The organism is Noviherbaspirillum agri (genome assembly GCF_054780595.1).
In genome coordinates this window covers 118,469-133,201 of sequence record NZ_BAAGWA010000001.1, presented here as the reverse complement: position 1 = coordinate 133,201, position 14,733 = coordinate 118,469, and the positions used below count along the sequence as shown (strand labels likewise).

Here is a 14,733-nt window from a genome sequence, read left to right as displayed (position 1 = left end):
CAAATGGATAACCAGGAAATCCTTGCCCTGTATGAAACCGTGGCGGGCATCACGGACCAGATGCTGGAAGCTGCACGCACCGGCGACTGGGAAAAACTGGCCGTGCTGGAGTCGCGCTGCTCCAGTCAGGTCGAGATCATCAAGCAGAACGACCAGCCGCGTCAGCCGCTAACGCCGATGGCGCGCGAGCAGAAGACGCGCATCATCAAGAAGATTCTTGACGACGACCGCCAGATCCGTGACATCACGGAACCGTGGATGGCCAAGCTCTCCATGCTGATGAACAGCACCGGCACCGAACGCAAGCTGTCGAAGGCGTACGGCACCAGCCAGACGGGCTGACGGGAATGCTGTCGCGGGCCGAACTCAATCCGACCAGGCCGCCTGGCTCGCTTGAGTCGTCGACGCCCGTTGTCTCCTCCACCGATCCCAAGCTGGAGGTTTTTCGCCGGCTGAACCAGATCGGCATCGGCCGCGAAATGCAGGCTATCGTCGATTCTGCACTCGACGACGGCACCTACCTGGTCAAGATTTCCGACGCGATGGCGCGCATGGCGCTTCCTGTCGGCACCAAGGTCGGCGACACGCTGTCGATGATCTTTATCGCGAAGGAGCCGCGCCCGACCTTCCTACTGACGCAGCAAGGCAGCTCGACTGCTTCCCTCAGCACTGCGGCGCGACTCATCGATCACTTGTTGCACGCAGCACAGCAGGACGGCGCGCCGACTTCTGTCGACGGACAGATGCCCTTGCTTGCTGCCGCTGGCGCTTTCGATCCGAAGCAGCTTGCCGCTGCCATGCAAAAATCGCTTGGCTTCAGCGGCCTGTTCTACGAATCGCATCTTCAGGAGTGGCTGAGCGGTGGCCGCTCGCTGGCCGATATCAAGCAGGAGCCGCAGGCCCGTCTTGGTACCGGCGCGTCGCAGGAACTTGCGCCGAATCTGGGCAATCTCGATATCGGCAAGCTGGCCGGCCATCTGCGGGAAATCGGGCTCGGCGCGCAGCATCTTGCCAACCTGATCAGCCAGGCACAGCGGCATCCCGGTGCGGATGCGGATCTGATCTCGCAACACCAGCTTGCCCCCCTGCCCACGCTTGACCCCGAAGCCGCGCGCCTGATCAACCTGCAGCTCAACACGCTGGAGCACCAGCAGTTCCGCTGGAATGGCGAGTTCTGGCCAGGGCAGCCGATGGAATGGGAAGTGACGGAGGAAAAAAACGGAAACGGGCAGTCGCCGGAGGAACAATCAACGTGGAGCAGCGTTGTGCGCTTTGCGCTTCCGCACCTCGGCGATGTGTCGGCGACCATCCGGCTCGTGGGCGACCGTGTGCATATCCAGGTCGACACCGCTGACGACGACGCGGCAGCCACGCTGCGCGCGCACAGTGCCTTGCTGGCCGATGCGCTGGAAGCGGCCGGCTCGCCACTCGACTCGCTGCTGGTCAAGCGCAATGAACCTGCCTAAGCCGACGCAGACGGCGGTTGCCCTCGCCTACCAGACCGGCGACCTTGCGCCCAAGGTCGTAGCCAAGGGCCGCGGGCTGATTGCCGAACAGATCATTGAACGCGCGCGCGAGCACGGCGTTTTTGTGCACGAGTCAAAGGAACTGGTGGCACTGTTGTCCCAGGTTGACCTGGACAGCCACATTCCACCCGCCCTGTACAGGGCAGTGGCGGAATTGCTCGCATGGCTTTACCATATCGACGCAAACAAGAACTCAGGAGACAAGACGCCATAGCAGGTTACTGAAAAGCTGCTGCATGAATGCAAACGCCTGACCTTTGCCACAGGCCGCAGTTGCTGTTTCACCAACCTGCCAGAGCGCCATGTGCATTTTCATTCACAGGCAATTCATTAGCAGGATCACATGTCATTCAAATCCAAGTTCGGGACCGAAGACGTCAGCCCGTATCTGGTGCATTCACGGCGCGAGATCATCGCGCTGCTGCATGCCATGGAAGAACGCGGCCAGCTGGTCAGCATGCAGGCCGACGGCGGCGCCGACGCGGTGGTCACCTCCGTGCTGGCGGTTGACGAAGCAAGCGGCATGGTGGTGATCGACAAGGCACCGAGCAACCTCGTCAACCAGCGCATCCTCGACAGCGACAATGTGTCGTTTGAAACGGTGCTCGACAACATCCGCATCATGTTCTTCTCGGACAAGGTCGGCGAATGCCTGTACGAGAACCTTCCCGCGCTTTACATCCCCATTCCCGCCAGCATGGTGCGCCTGCAGCGGCGCGAGCATTATCGCGTTGCAACGCCGATTGCTTCCCCGGTGCGCTGCACGATCACCATCCCACCGGACGATCACGGCGTTGGCGGGACGACGGTGGTGGTGACCTTAAAAGACATCAGTTGCGGCGGCATCGCGCTTGTCGATGAAAAGAAAGTGCTCGACAACACGATCGGGCGCGTTTATGAAAACTGCAAGATCGACCTGCCGGGCGGGATGCTGAATGTGAAGCTGCAGGTACGCAACTCGCTGGACCTGACGCTTACCAGCGGCAAATCGCTACGCAAACTGGGTTGCATGTTTGTCGATTTGCCGAATCCGATGCTTGCGGCGGTGCAGCGGTATATCACGAAGCTTGAGCGTGAGAGGAATGCGAAGGCGACGGGGATGAGTTGAGGGGGGTGGGGTGGCGTTGAGGTGGTTTGGGAGAAGTGCTTTAAGTGCTACGGCGTTGAAAGCTTAATTTCACGGCTCCTTCCCCCTTGCAGGGGCGCCCGGCGTAGGGGGAAGGTTGGGATGGGGCGGCCCGCGTAGGGGTAGTGAGGTCGAACAATTGCTGGAGATAGATCTAGCACTCTACCCCCACCCTAACCCTCCCCCTGCAAGGGGGAGGGAACTTTGAAGTGACGCTTTGTGCGCAATACTCTTAATGTCTCGCACAAGAACAGCGCCGCACCACACCGCCCTCCAACCCCATCACACCTGCATATTCATGATGTCGTGATAAGCCGACACCAGCTTGTTGCGCACCTGGACCGTCGCCTGAAACGCAATATTGGCTTTTTGCGAATTGATCATCACGTCCGACAGGTTGATACTGTCGTCACCCATCACGAAACGCTTGGCCATGTCTTCCGACTTGATCTGCGCGCCATTGACCTGATCCAGTGACGCCTTCAGTGCGCTGGCAAAGTCGACCTTCTGCGCTGCTTTCTCTCCCTGGACGGGATTGATGCCGCCCACGCCAGCTTCAGGGCGGGTCGCTGCAGCCTTCAGCTGCGAAATCATCGCCTCGATCCTGCTTGTATCGATCATTCCGGTTTTCATAGGCCTCCAATTCAATGCATTGCGGTGCCGGCATAGCAGCACACTTTTTCACAGCGCTACGGTATCACGCGAAAACACCAGCTTGATGCAGGATAAGCGCCGAAAACCACGGTCTGTTCCACGGTTTAATTTTGACTAACACAGCGACAATCCTGCACTAAGGCATAAACCACGCGCGCTGCGCGAACACTTTGCACGACATATTTGCAGGACAACAATGACCAATAACATCGGCAACAACAACGCACGAGGCGGATCATGGCTGTGACCGGCGATAGCGCAGCCGTGGTGCCGGCACCGACCGGGCTTGCCGCCTTCACACAGTCGCCAGGTGGCCGCAACCTTTTCCTGATGGTAGGCATGGCCGCGGTGGTCGCGGTGATGGCTGGCGTGTGGATGTGGAGCCAGCAGCCGGACTATCGCGTGCTGTTCTCCAACTTCTCCGACCGTGATGGCGGCGCGATTGTCGCGTCGCTGCAGCAGATGAATGTTCCGTACAAGTTTGCGGACGGCGGCGGCGCGATTCTCGTCCCGGCCGACAAGGTGCACGACGCGCGCCTGAAGCTGGCGTCTGAGGGCCTGCCCAAGGGCGGCAATGTCGGCTTCGAGCTGATGGAAAATCAAAAGCTGGGTATCTCGCAATTTCTCGAACAGGTCAATTTCCAGCGTGCGCTTGAAGGCGAGCTGGCGCGATCCATCCAGTCGGTCGCCGCGGTGCAGGCCGCACGTGTGCACCTCGCATTGCCGAAGGCATCAGTATTTGTGCGCGACCAGCAAAAGCCGACCGCGTCCGTACTGCTCAACCTGCATCCCGGCCGCGCGCTCGATCAGCAGCAGGTGAGCGCCATCGTGCACCTGGTGGCCAGCAGCGTGCCGGACCTGCCGACGAAGAACGTGACCGTGGTGGACCAGAACGGCAACCTGCTGTCGGACATCGGCAAGCTCGGCGCCAATGGGCTTGACCCGAGCCAGCTCAAGTATGTGCAGGAACTGCAACTGAGCATCGTCAAGCGTATCGAATCGATCCTGACGCCGATCGTCGGCGCGACCAATGTGCGCGCAGAAGCGACGGCCGATGTCGACTTCTCGCATTCCGAACAGGCGGCTGAAACTTATCGGCCGAATCAGGATCCGAACGCCGCGAGCATCCGCAGCCAGCAGATCAGCGAATCGCAGAGCAATAACCCGCTAGGCGCGTCTGGCGTGCCGGGCGCGTTGACCAACCAGCCGCCGGCACCGGCGACTGCACCGCTGACCGCACCACCGGCAGGCAATAACGCGGCCGCACCGGCGACACCGACGGGCAATTCGCAAAAAGACATGACCGTCAATTACGAAGTCGACAAGACGGTGCGCTACGTGCAGCAGCCGATGGGCGGCATCAAGCGCCTGTCGGTGGCGGTGGTCGTGAACTACAAGAAGGTGATCGGCAAGGATGGCAAGACGTCGATGGTGCCGCTGACGGATGCCGAAAAGACGCAGATCACCGACCTGGTCCGCGAGGCGATGGGCTTCAACAAGGAGCGCGGCGACAGCCTGAACGTGGTCAACAGCCCGTTCGCGTCGGACAAGGAAGAGATCGTTGAGCCGCCGCTGTGGAAGCAGCCGGAAATGATCGATCTGGCCATGATGGTGGGCAAATACCTGCTGGGCGCGATCATCCTGCTGTACCTGTTCTTTGCGGTGCTGCGCCCGATGATGAAACGCGCGACAGCGGCGCTCTTCCCTCCTCCGCCGGAGCCTGCGCCTGAACTGGAATTGGAAGACGACGTCGTGCATCTTGAACACGGAAACGCGATGGGAGCGAGGCCGCGCACGTACCAGGACAACCTGGACGCGGCAAAGGAACTGTCGAGGAAGGACCCGAAAATGGTCGCCAACGTTGTGAAGGCATGGGTGGGAAATGAGTGAGGACGGCGTACTCAAGGCTGCAATCCTGATGCTCGCGCTGGGCGAGGAAGAAGCCGCCGAGGTGATGAAGTATCTCGGCCCGCGCGAAGTGCAGAAACTCGGCGCGGCGATGTCGACGATGAAGGCAGTGCCCAGCGAGCAGCTGGAGAAGGTGCTCAACGATTTTCGCGACGAGACGGAGCAGAACACCTCGCTCGGCGTGGACTCCGACGAGTACATCCGCAGCGTGCTGACCAAGGCGCTCGGCGAGGACAAGGCATCCTCGCTGCTGACCCGCATCCTCGGCACGCGCGACGCCAGCGGCATCGAAAGCCTGAAGTGGATGGACGGCCAGTCGGTGGCCGACCTGATCCGCAACGAACACCCGCAGATCATCGCGACCATCCTCGTGCACCTCGAGCGCTATCACGCGTCGGAAGTGCTGACCTATTTCACCGACCGCCTGCGCAATGACGTGGTGCTGCGCATCGCGACCCTCGACGGCGTACAGCCGACGGCATTGCGTGAATTGAACGAAGTGTTGACCAAGCTGTTGACAGGCAACGAGCAACTGAAGAAGAAGCCGATCGGCGGCGTGCGTTCGGCTGCGGAAATCCTCAACTTCATGTCGGGCGACATCGAGCAGTCGGTGATGGAGAACCTGAAGAATTACGACAACGACATGGCGCAGAAGATCATGGACGAGATGTTCGTCTTCGACAACATCATCGACATCGACGACCGCGGCATCCAGATCCTGCTGCGCGAAGTGCAGTCCGAATCGCTCATCGTCGCGCTCAAGGGTGCCAACCAGGACCTGCGCGAGAAGATCTTCAAGAACATGTCGCAGCGCGCTGCAGAGATGATGCGCGAAGACCTGGAGTCGAAGGGACCGGTGCGCCTGTCCGAAGTGGAAGCACAGCAGAAGGAAATCCTGCAGATCGTGCGCCGCCTCGCCGACGAAGGCCAGATCATCCTCGGCGCCAAGGGCGAGGATGCATACGTTTAATCGCACCAGCTCTTATCGCTCCTTCCCCCTGGTAGGGGGAAGGTTGGGATGGGGGTTGAGTCGTCGAATCGGAAAAACCGTTTGCTCGACCACTCTACCCCCACCCTAACCCTCCCCCTGCAAGGGGGAGGGAACTCTACCAGGGACCAGTTCAATGAGCTCCAACGTCATCCCCAAGGAAAAACTCTCCGCCTACCAGCGCTGGGAACTCGCGTCCTTCGGCGACGACCGTCCCAGCGCACAGCACTCCGCCGAAGCGGCGGCTGCCGCCAACAAGCAGACGGCCGAGCAGATTGCCAAGCTGCGCGAACAGGCGCAGCAGCAAGGCTACGATGAAGGCCATGCGGAAGGTTATGCGGCAGGCCGTGCCGCCGGACTCGAAGCCGGGCGCGCGCAAGGCGCACGCGAAGCGCAGCGCATGCTGCAGATCGCGGACGCCTTCGGCAGCGAAGTCGCGCGCGTGGACGAAGCCGTTGCCAACGATGTGCTGGACCTGGCGCTCGATCTGGCCAAGGCCATGCTGAAGACCGCACTCAAGGTTCGCCCGGAACTGGTGCTGCCAATCGTCAGCGAGGCAATCCGCTACCTGCCGAATGTTCAGCAACCCGCCCTGCTCGTACTTCACCCGCAGGATGCCGAACTTGTCCGCAGCCACATGACCGACGAACTCGCGAAAGCCGGCTGGCGGGTCTCGGAAGACCCGCAGATGGAACCGGGCGGCTGCCATATCGAAACCGCCAGCAACCAGATTGACGCTTCCACAGCAGTGCGCTGGCAGCGCATCGCCGACGCCCTCGGCAAGCACGCCGACTGGATGGAATAGGCATGCATACCGAGCGCTGGCAAGCCTATCTGCGCGACTGCAAGGCACTGGCAGCCATCCCTGAACCGATGCAGGTATCGGGGCGCGTGACGCGTGTGGCCGGCCTGGTGATGGAAGCGGTCGGTCTCAAGCTTGCCGTCGGCAGCGCCTGCACCGTGCCTCTGCCCAGCGGCACGAAGATCGAAGCGGAAGTCGTTGGCTTTGAAAATGACAAGCTGTTCCTGATGCCGCAAAGCGATGTTGAAGGCATCGTGCCCGGCACCCGCGTGTATCCGGTGGAAGTGGTGCAGAGCCTGCCCCGCCCCGGCACCGTGAGCCATCCCCGCCGCCGTCCCAGCGATCGCGGCCGCCACCTACCGGTCGGTGATGAACTGCTCGGCCGCGTGCTAGATGGTGCGGGTCGTCCGCTCGACACGCTCGGACCACTGCACTCCGCGCACTCCGCACCGCTCAACGTACGCGCCGCCAACCCGCTGGCGCGCGCACCGATCACCGATACGCTGGATGTGGGCGTACGCGCGATCAACAGCATGCTGACAGTCGGGCGCGGCCAGCGCATGGGCCTGTTTGCAGGCTCTGGCGTCGGCAAGAGCGTGCTGCTCGGGATGATGGCGCGCTATACCAGCGCGGATGTGATCGTGGTCGGGTTGATCGGCGAACGGGGACGCGAGGTCAAGGAATTCATCGAACAGATTCTCGGCAACGAAGGGCTGGCACGTTCGGTCGTCGTTGCCGCACCGGCCGACACGCCGCCGCTGATGCGACTGCAGGGCGCCGCGTACACGCACACCATCGCCGAATACTTCCGCGACCAGGGCAAGAGCGTGCTGCTGATCATGGATTCGCTGACGCGTTACGCGATGGCGCAACGGGAGATTGCACTTGCCATCGGCGAGCCGCCGGCGACCAAGGGCTATCCGCCTTCCGTCTTTGCCAAGCTGCCGACGCTGGTCGAGCGTGCCGGTAACGGCAAGAGCGGCGGCGGATCGATTACCGCCTTCTACACCGTGCTGACCGAAGGCGACGACCAGCAGGATCCGATCGCCGACTCGGCACGCGCGATCCTGGACGGCCATATCGTGCTCAACCGCAGCCTGGCCGAGGCTGGCCACTATCCGGCGATCGACATCGAACAGTCGATCAGCCGCGCGATGCACAACATCACCAGCGAAGAACACCAGAAACTGACGCGCCGCCTGAAGCAGTTGTATTCCCGCTATCAGCGCAACCGCGACCTGATCAGCGTCGGCGCATACAGCGCCGGCTCGGACCCGTTGCTGGATCAGGCCATCGTGCTGAACCCGAAAATCGAAGCATTCCTGCAACAGGGAATCAACGAGCGCTCCGGCATTGCCGAGAGCTTGGGGGAACTTGCCACGCTATTCGGGGGATAGGTTTTCAGGGCGCAGACCTATAATGAATCATGGCAACAAATTCTGCGCTCGAAACACTTATCGAACTGGCAACGAACCAGACTGACGAGGCTGCGAAGCGGCTCGGCAAGGCGATACGTGCCTGCCAGGACACGGAACAGAAACTCGCCCTTCTGCTGCAGTACCGCGACGATTACGACGCACGCTTCAAGGCTGGCATGGCCGGTGGCATTACCGCCGCCGGATATCGCAACTTCCAGCTCTTCATGGACAAACTGGACAAAGCGATCGACGGCCAGCAGCAGATCGTGAACGATGCAAAGCGACGGATACAGGAAGAACGCCTGTTGTGGCAGTCAAGCGAACGCAAGCGCATGTCCTACGACACGCTCGCAACCCGCGCGCAGCAGGTGCAGCAGCGCAAGGACAACAAGCGCGACCAGAAACTGATGGACGAACACGCCACGCGGCAAGCAAATTACAAACGGTAGACCAACCATGCAGACATCCCAGGTAAGCAATCCGGCCAATATGTTCACCGCCCCGTCGCCTGCGAACAAGCAGCCAGACGCAAACTCCGCTGCGCAGCCGTTCAACCAGGTGCTGTCGCGCGAGATGGACGGCCGCCGCAATACCAATGCCGCCGAAGCGAACAAGACGAAGGAAGCCTCGCCGCCCTCTTCCTATGCCTCGAAACAGCCGGTGAAGAACAACACGACCAAGCAGGCAGAGTCGAAACCGGCCGCAGAGAGCAAGACCAAGGAAGAAGCCGCTGCCGCAGAGGATGTGCCGGCAGATGCAGCGCAGGCATCGGAAGACATGCTGGCGCTGGTCGCCAACGTGAGCCAGCTAACCGCACCGGTCGAGGAAGCCGCCAGCACGGACGCACTCGTTGCAGAAACCCCGGTCGCCACCGATCCGGCACTGCTGATGGCGGGCGCCCAGTCCGACAAGAACGCCGGCCAACTCGCCGCACAATTGGATGCCCTGGCACAGACGGAGAAAGCCGGCGCGCAAGGCAAACAGGATGTGGCTCTGTCAGCCGCCATCGACCGCAGCGCAGCGCAGCAGGAAACGACCGTGCCAGACACCGAGCTGGCGACGTCGCTTGCCGCCCTCGGCGCCGATGCGAAGGACGCCAAGCTCACCCAGGCACCGACGGACTTCTCCGCCGCCGTACAGAATTCCATGTCCGCCATGGCTGCTTCAACGGCTCCGGTACAGAACGCTGCCATGCAGGCAGCAAACGCCGTCGACCGCCTGACGCCGCGCGTCGGCACACCGGGCTGGGACCAGGCACTGGGACAGAAGGTGGTATGGATGGTCGCCGGCGAACAGCAGAGCGCATCGCTGACACTGAATCCGCCGGACCTCGGCCCGTTGCAGGTGGTGTTGAACGTCTCCAATTCGCAGGCAAACGCAACCTTTATCGCAGCGCAGCCGGAAGTTCGCCAGGCGCTGGAAGCCGCACTGCCGAAGTTGCGCGAAATGCTCGGCGATGCCGGCATCCAGCTGGGTCAAGCGAACGTCAACAGCGGCGAACCGAATCAGCAGAACATGTTCGACCAGCAGGCGGCACAACGCTCCGGGCTGGGCGGCGGGCGCCGCGACGGCATCGATGCGCCCAGCACAACGGCATCCGTACACGGCGGCCGCGTGCAGACGGGCAGCTCCGGCGTCGGGCTCGTGGATACCTTCGTATAAGGGCCGGATGCCAAGGATGGTCGGCGAAGGATTGGTCCCGAACCCCTGCCGAGAAACGAAATCGCTTGAAAGACATTGACCTGACCTGTTTTTTCGACACAATCTGCCGTTACCTTACTAACAAGCAGAAACATATCGATAACAATCACCTGCCCGCGGTAAAAGCGCCAGCATAAAGTGGAACGCAGGAGCGACAGGTTCAAGAGCAGGAAAGAGGAATAAAAATGGCAACAGCCCCGAAACCAGCAGCAAAGGCCAAGGTCGTCCCGATCGACGACGCGGCCGGTGCAGCTGGAGCACCAAAGTCGAAGAAAAAACTGTTCGTTATCATCGGTGCCGTCGCGCTTCTCGCTGGCGGTGCCGGCGGCGCATGGTTTTTCATGAACCAGAAGGCCGAACCGGACCAGCCGAAGGAAGTGGCACCGGCGCCACCGGTGTTCGTCACGCTGGAACCGTTTACCGTCAACCTGCAATCCGATGACGGCGAACGCTATCTGCAGGTCGCATTCACACTGCAGGTCGGATCACAGGAACAGATTGACCAGATCAAGCTGTATATGCCGCTGCTGCGCAGCCGCATACTGATGCTCCTGACAAGCAAGAAAGCAAGTGAACTGGCAACGGAAGACGGCAAGCGCAAGCTGCAGGACGAAATCCTTGCGCAGGCGAAGCTGCCTTTTGCCCCCAAAGGCAAGCCGCAGGAAGTAAGCGCCGTGTTCTTCACCTCTTTCGTGATCCAGTAACACGACCATGGCCGATAATTTCCTATCCCAGGAAGAAGTCGACGCCCTCTTGAAGGGCGTGACCGGCGACCAGGACGACAGTTCGGTCCCGATCGACGAATCGGGGATACGTCCGTACAACCTCGCCACGCAGGAACGCATCGTCCGTGGCCGGATGCCGACGCTGGAAATCATCAACGAGCGCTTTGCCCGTTTGCTGCGCATCGGTCTGTTCAACTTCCTGCGCCGCAGCGCGGAAGTGTCGATCGGCCCGGTTCGCGTGCACAAGTACAGCGAGTTCATCCGCAACCTTGTCGTTCCGACCAACCTCAACCTCATTCACATCAAACCGCTGCGCGGCACGGCGCTGATGGTGTTCGACCCGAACCTCGTGTTCCTGCTGGTCGATAACCTGTTCGGCGGCGATGGGCGCTTCCATACCCGCGTCGAGGGCCGCGACTTCACGCAGACGGAGCAGCGCATCATCCAGCGCGTGCTGAGCATTGTTTTTGAAACGTATGCGAAATCCTGGGAACCTGTGTACCCGGTTCAGTTCGAATACATCCGCTCGGAAATGAACACGCAGTTTGCCAACATCGCGACGCCGAACGAAGTGGTGGTGGCGACCACCTTCACCATCGAACTCGGACCGGTCAGCGGCGAAATGCACTTCTGCACGCCCTACTCGATGATCGAGCCGATCCGCGATCTCCTCACCAGCAGCCTGCAGGGCGAAACGCTGGAGACGGACAAGCGCTGGGTGCGCCTGATGACGCAGCAGATCCAGACGGCGGAAGTCCAGCTGATTGCGGACCTCGGCACGGCCGAGATGACACTGGGCGAAATCCTGAACATGAAGGTGGGCGACGTCATCCCGATCCAGATCCCGGAAACGGTGGCGGCCAAGGTCGACGGCGTGCCGGTGATGGAATGCACCTACGGAAAGCTCAACGGCCAGTACGCGCTACGCGTCGAAAAGCTGCTGAGCTACAGCACCAACGAATCAATGCAAGGAGAAGATCATCATGGCTGACGAAAACGGTAGCCAGGACATCGCTGACGATGACTGGGGCGCGGCGCTTGCCGAGCAAAGCCAGGCGGAAGCAGCTGCGGCCGCGACAGCCAAGCCGGCCGCTGCTGCCATGTTCCAGGACTTTGCCAGCAGCGCCGTCAAGACCGGCACGCACAACGACATCGACTTTATCCTCGACATCCCGGTCCAGCTGACCGTGGAACTCGGCCGCACCAAGATCGCGATCAAGAACCTGCTGCAACTGGCGCAGGGTTCCGTCGTCGAGCTCGACGGCCTGGCAGGCGAACCGATGGACGTGCTGGTCAACGGCTGCCTGATCGCGCAAGGCGAGGTGGTGGTGGTCAACGACAAGTTCGGCATCCGCCTCACGGACATCATCACGCCGTCCGAACGCATCCGCAAGCTCAACAAATGATTCGTCCGGTCCTTCTGCGCGCTGTACTGCCAGCGGCGGTAATGCTGGGCGCGCCGCTGCATGCGATTGCACAAGCCGCGGCAAGTGCGCCTGCGACTGTACCTGCAGCCGTGCCAGCAGTTGCGGCACCGAGCTCCGCGGGCAATCTGCTCCAGGTACTGCTGGGCCTTGTTGTCGTGCTGGCACTGATGGCAGCCACCGCCTGGGTCCTCAAGCGCATGGGCGTGGCCGCGGCCGGTGCAGGCAATGTCGCCCGCATCGTCGGCGGCGTCTCCGTCGGCAACCGCGAGCGCGTGGTCGTCGTCGAAGTGGCCGACCAGTGGATTGTGGTCGGCGTTGCACCCGGCAGCGTGAATGCGCTGTCCACCATGCCGCGCCAGGAAATCACAACAACGACACACATACCACCCGGCGGAAAGAACTTCGCCACCTGGCTCAAGCAAACCATCGATAAGCGTAATGGCAATCAGCAATAACACCGGTAGGGTGCGCCCTGCGCACCGTATCGTGACGGCGTTCATGCGCCTCCTTCCCCTGGCACTGCTCGGCATGCCACTGCTGGCAGTCGCCCAGGTCGGCATGCCGGCCGTCACCAGCACCCCTGCACCCGGCGGCGGCCAGACCTATACCCTCAGCCTGCAGACACTGATCTTCCTGACAGCGCTGACAATGCTGCCTGCAGCGCTGCTGATGATGACCAGCTTCACGCGCATCATCATCGTGCTATCGCTGCTGCGCCAGGCGCTCGGCACGCAGACTGCACCGCCGAACCAAGTATTGATCGGCCTCGCGCTGTTCCTCACGTTGTTCGTGATGAGCCCGGTGCTGGACAAAATTTACACCGACGCCTACCAGCCGCTGTCGGAAAACAAGATCAACATGACGCAGGCGCTCGAGCGCGGTGCCGTGCCGCTGAAGGAATTCATGCTGCGGCAGACCCGCCAGGCCGACCTCGCGCTGTATGTGAAGCTTTCCAACAGCCCGCAGCTGAACGGCCCGGAAGACGTGCCGCTGCGCGTGCTGGTGCCGGCCTTCATCACCAGCGAGCTGAAGACTGCGTTCCAGATCAGCTTTGCGATCTTCATCCCGTTCCTGATCATCGACATGGTGGTCGCCAGCATCCTGATGTCGATGGGCATGATGATGATGTCGCCGGCCATCGTGTCGCTGCCGTTCAAGCTGATGCTGTTCGTGCTGGTCGACGGCTGGCAGCTGCTGATTGGTTCCCTTGCACAAAGTTTTTATTGAGGATTCGCCATGACTCCTGAAAGCGTGATGACAATCGGCCGCCAGGCCATGGAAGTAACCCTGATGGTGGCCGCGCCGCTGCTGCTCGTTGCGCTAGCCGTCGGCCTGGTCGTCAGCATTTTCCAGGCCGCGACGCAGATCAACGAAATGACGCTGTCGTTCATTCCCAAGCTGGTCGGCATCTTCATCACCCTGATCCTCGCCGGGCCGTGGATGTTGACGATCATGCTCGACTACATGCGCCAGATGTTCACCAGCATACCGGGGATGGTGGGATGAGCACGGCGCAAAGCAAGCTTTGCGCCGTGCTCATCGGAGTCGCTTGCAAGCGGTGACGTGGGTGACAGCGATTAAGAACAGAATCTTTAACACGCCCCGCACTCTCGCGTCCGACATTCACCACCCTCATGATCACCCTCAGCAGCGCCGAACTCTACTCCTGGGTCGCCGCCTTCGTCTGGCCGCTGACCCGGATCCTCGGCCTGATCGCTACGGCTCCGCTGTTCGGCAACCTCAGCATCCCGGTCCGCGTCAAGGTGGGGCTGGGCGTGCTGCTGTCCATGGTGATCGCCCCCACCGTGCCGGAAGTACCAGCGATCGACCCGATGTCGCTCCCCGGCTTCCTGATCCTGATCCAGCAGCTTGTCATCGGCCTGGCAATGGGATTTGCAATGCGCATCGTATTTGCGGCGGTGGAGATGGCCGGTGAAGTGGCGGGCCTGACGATGGGTTTCGGCTTCGCCGTCTTCTTCGATCCGCAGACGCGCGGCCGGTCGTCGGCAATCAGCCAGTTCCTTGCCTTGCTTACGCTGATGCTCTTTCTGGCACTGAATATTCACCTGATGATGCTGTCCATACTGGCCGACAGCTTTGTGACAATGCCGATCTCGGCAACGCCGGTGGGCACGGGAGGATTTCGTCAGCTGGCGAACTGGGGCGGATTGATCTTCAGTGCCGGCGTGCAGCTCTCCCTGCCAATTCTCGCTGCCCTGCTGCTGACCAACATCGCGCTCGGCGTACTGACCCGCGCCGCACCGCAGCTCAACCTGTTCGGTATCGGTTTCCCGATCACACTGGGCGCGGGGTTGATCCTGCTGATGCTGATGCTCCCCTATCTGGCCACACCGCTTGAACGGCTGTTCCATGAGGGACTCGGGATAATGCGGCAAATCGGCACGGCGGCGCCGCAATAAGGGAGGAGTTGCGAAGGCGCACCGGCCTTCGCAACGTG

Annotated in this window: 18 protein-coding genes; 17 read left to right on the top strand and 1 reads right to left on the bottom strand. The window is 61.4% G+C overall.

What is annotated here, in order from left to right:
- The first annotated feature begins 3 nt into the window (after positions 1–3).
- The 4 genes from ACYVIA_RS00655 (at position 4) to ACYVIA_RS00640 (ending at position 2,634) form a co-directional block, all read left to right on the top strand.
- Positions 4–342 (top strand): flagellar protein FliT, encoded by a 339-nt coding sequence (locus ACYVIA_RS00655; RefSeq protein WP_460836902.1) that lies wholly within the window; start codon positions 4–6, stop codon positions 340–342.
- 5 nt (positions 343–347) lie between these two features.
- Positions 348–1,466, top strand: a complete 1,119-nt coding sequence (locus ACYVIA_RS00650) for a flagellar hook-length control protein FliK (protein ID WP_460836900.1) — start codon at positions 348–350, stop codon at positions 1,464–1,466.
- Positions 1,453–1,740, top strand: coding sequence for an EscU/YscU/HrcU family type III secretion system export apparatus switch protein (locus tag ACYVIA_RS00645; protein ID WP_460836899.1), 288 nt, complete (start codon positions 1,453–1,455; stop codon positions 1,738–1,740). The genes ACYVIA_RS00650 and ACYVIA_RS00645 overlap by 14 nt, the downstream gene beginning before the upstream one ends.
- A gap of 129 nt (positions 1,741–1,869) precedes the next feature.
- On the top strand, positions 1,870–2,634 hold the full coding sequence (locus tag ACYVIA_RS00640) for a flagellar brake protein (protein WP_460836897.1): 765 nt from the start codon (positions 1,870–1,872) through the stop codon (positions 2,632–2,634).
- Positions 2,635–2,934: 300 nt separating this feature from the next.
- Here ACYVIA_RS00640 and fliE read toward each other — a convergent pair whose 3' ends face one another.
- The gene (fliE, locus tag ACYVIA_RS00635) at positions 2,935–3,285 is read right to left on the bottom strand and encodes a flagellar hook-basal body complex protein FliE (protein WP_460836896.1); all 351 of its coding nucleotides are present in this window, start codon (positions 3,283–3,285) and stop codon (positions 2,935–2,937) included.
- A 258-nt stretch (positions 3,286–3,543) separates the two neighbouring features.
- Here fliE and fliF point away from each other — a divergent pair, with 258 nt between their 5' ends.
- The 13 genes from fliF to fliR all read left to right on the top strand — a co-directional run bounded on the left by fliF (position 3,544) and on the right by fliR (position 14,695).
- Entirely contained in the window at positions 3,544–5,196 is a 1,653-nt protein-coding gene (gene fliF, locus ACYVIA_RS00630) for a flagellar basal-body MS-ring/collar protein FliF (RefSeq protein ID WP_460836894.1), read from the top strand.
- Complete coding sequence (gene fliG / locus ACYVIA_RS00625; protein ID WP_460836893.1) at positions 5,189–6,184, top strand: flagellar motor switch protein FliG; 996 nt, start codon at positions 5,189–5,191, stop codon at positions 6,182–6,184. The genes fliF and fliG overlap by 8 nt, the downstream gene beginning before the upstream one ends.
- Before the next feature lie 154 nt (positions 6,185–6,338).
- Entirely contained in the window at positions 6,339–7,007 is a 669-nt protein-coding gene (locus ACYVIA_RS00620; RefSeq protein ID WP_460836892.1) for a flagellar assembly protein FliH, read from the top strand.
- A 2-nt stretch (positions 7,008–7,009) separates the two neighbouring features.
- Positions 7,010–8,401: a flagellar protein export ATPase FliI gene (gene fliI / locus ACYVIA_RS00615; protein WP_460836890.1), complete on the top strand. Its 1,392-nt coding sequence runs from the start codon at positions 7,010–7,012 to the stop codon at positions 8,399–8,401.
- A gap of 29 nt (positions 8,402–8,430) precedes the next feature.
- Complete coding sequence (gene fliJ, locus ACYVIA_RS00610; protein ID WP_460836889.1) at positions 8,431–8,871, top strand: flagellar export protein FliJ; 441 nt, start codon at positions 8,431–8,433, stop codon at positions 8,869–8,871.
- A 7-nt stretch (positions 8,872–8,878) separates the two neighbouring features.
- Entirely contained in the window at positions 8,879–10,084 is a 1,206-nt protein-coding gene (locus tag ACYVIA_RS00605; protein WP_460836888.1) for a flagellar hook-length control protein FliK, read from the top strand.
- A 224-nt stretch (positions 10,085–10,308) separates the two neighbouring features.
- The gene (gene fliL / locus ACYVIA_RS00600) at positions 10,309–10,827 is read left to right on the top strand and encodes a flagellar basal body-associated protein FliL (protein WP_460836886.1); all 519 of its coding nucleotides are present in this window, start codon (positions 10,309–10,311) and stop codon (positions 10,825–10,827) included.
- A 7-nt stretch (positions 10,828–10,834) separates the two neighbouring features.
- Positions 10,835–11,839, top strand: coding sequence for a flagellar motor switch protein FliM (gene fliM / locus ACYVIA_RS00595; RefSeq protein WP_460836885.1), 1,005 nt, complete (start codon positions 10,835–10,837; stop codon positions 11,837–11,839).
- Complete coding sequence (gene fliN, locus ACYVIA_RS00590; protein WP_460836884.1) at positions 11,832–12,254, top strand: flagellar motor switch protein FliN; 423 nt, start codon at positions 11,832–11,834, stop codon at positions 12,252–12,254. The genes fliM and fliN overlap by 8 nt, the downstream gene beginning before the upstream one ends.
- Positions 12,251–12,730, top strand: coding sequence for a flagellar biosynthetic protein FliO (gene fliO, locus ACYVIA_RS00585; protein ID WP_460836882.1), 480 nt, complete (start codon positions 12,251–12,253; stop codon positions 12,728–12,730). Before fliN ends, fliO begins: the two co-directional genes overlap by 4 nt.
- 43 nt (positions 12,731–12,773) lie before the next feature.
- A complete protein-coding gene (gene fliP / locus ACYVIA_RS00580) occupies positions 12,774–13,502 on the top strand; it encodes a flagellar type III secretion system pore protein FliP (protein WP_460837620.1) in 729 nt (242 codons plus the stop codon).
- A gap of 9 nt (positions 13,503–13,511) precedes the next feature.
- A complete protein-coding gene (gene fliQ / locus ACYVIA_RS00575) occupies positions 13,512–13,781 on the top strand; it encodes a flagellar biosynthesis protein FliQ (RefSeq protein ID WP_460836881.1) in 270 nt (89 codons plus the stop codon).
- A gap of 128 nt (positions 13,782–13,909) precedes the next feature.
- Positions 13,910–14,695: a flagellar biosynthetic protein FliR gene (fliR, locus tag ACYVIA_RS00570; RefSeq protein ID WP_460836880.1), complete on the top strand. Its 786-nt coding sequence runs from the start codon at positions 13,910–13,912 to the stop codon at positions 14,693–14,695.
- Positions 14,696–14,733 lie beyond the last annotated feature (38 nt).

Excerpts from the sequence above, each read along its gene's own strand:
- ACYVIA_RS00655 (WP_460836902.1), top strand. The coding sequence starts at position 4 with ATGGATAACCAGGAAATCCTTGCCCTGTATGAAACCGTGGCGGGCATC.
- ACYVIA_RS00650 (WP_460836900.1), top strand. The coding sequence starts at position 348 with ATGCTGTCGCGGGCCGAACTCAATCCGACCAGGCCGCCTGGCTCGCTT.
- ACYVIA_RS00645 (WP_460836899.1), top strand. The coding sequence starts at position 1,453 with ATGAACCTGCCTAAGCCGACGCAGACGGCGGTTGCCCTCGCCTACCAG.
- ACYVIA_RS00640 (WP_460836897.1), top strand. The coding sequence starts at position 1,870 with ATGTCATTCAAATCCAAGTTCGGGACCGAAGACGTCAGCCCGTATCTG.
- fliE (WP_460836896.1), bottom strand. The coding sequence starts at position 3,285 with ATGAAAACCGGAATGATCGATACAAGCAGGATCGAGGCGATGATTTCG.
- fliF (WP_460836894.1), top strand. The coding sequence starts at position 3,544 with ATGGCTGTGACCGGCGATAGCGCAGCCGTGGTGCCGGCACCGACCGGG.
- fliG (WP_460836893.1), top strand. The coding sequence starts at position 5,189 with ATGAGTGAGGACGGCGTACTCAAGGCTGCAATCCTGATGCTCGCGCTG.
- ACYVIA_RS00620 (WP_460836892.1), top strand. The coding sequence starts at position 6,339 with ATGAGCTCCAACGTCATCCCCAAGGAAAAACTCTCCGCCTACCAGCGC.
- fliI (WP_460836890.1), top strand. The coding sequence starts at position 7,010 with ATGCATACCGAGCGCTGGCAAGCCTATCTGCGCGACTGCAAGGCACTG.
- fliJ (WP_460836889.1), top strand. The coding sequence starts at position 8,431 with ATGGCAACAAATTCTGCGCTCGAAACACTTATCGAACTGGCAACGAAC.
- ACYVIA_RS00605 (WP_460836888.1), top strand. The coding sequence starts at position 8,879 with ATGCAGACATCCCAGGTAAGCAATCCGGCCAATATGTTCACCGCCCCG.
- fliL (WP_460836886.1), top strand. The coding sequence starts at position 10,309 with ATGGCAACAGCCCCGAAACCAGCAGCAAAGGCCAAGGTCGTCCCGATC.
- fliM (WP_460836885.1), top strand. The coding sequence starts at position 10,835 with ATGGCCGATAATTTCCTATCCCAGGAAGAAGTCGACGCCCTCTTGAAG.
- fliN (WP_460836884.1), top strand. The coding sequence starts at position 11,832 with ATGGCTGACGAAAACGGTAGCCAGGACATCGCTGACGATGACTGGGGC.
- fliO (WP_460836882.1), top strand. The coding sequence starts at position 12,251 with ATGATTCGTCCGGTCCTTCTGCGCGCTGTACTGCCAGCGGCGGTAATG.
- fliP (WP_460837620.1), top strand. The coding sequence starts at position 12,774 with ATGCGCCTCCTTCCCCTGGCACTGCTCGGCATGCCACTGCTGGCAGTC.
- fliQ (WP_460836881.1), top strand. The coding sequence starts at position 13,512 with ATGACTCCTGAAAGCGTGATGACAATCGGCCGCCAGGCCATGGAAGTA.
- fliR (WP_460836880.1), top strand. The coding sequence starts at position 13,910 with ATGATCACCCTCAGCAGCGCCGAACTCTACTCCTGGGTCGCCGCCTTC.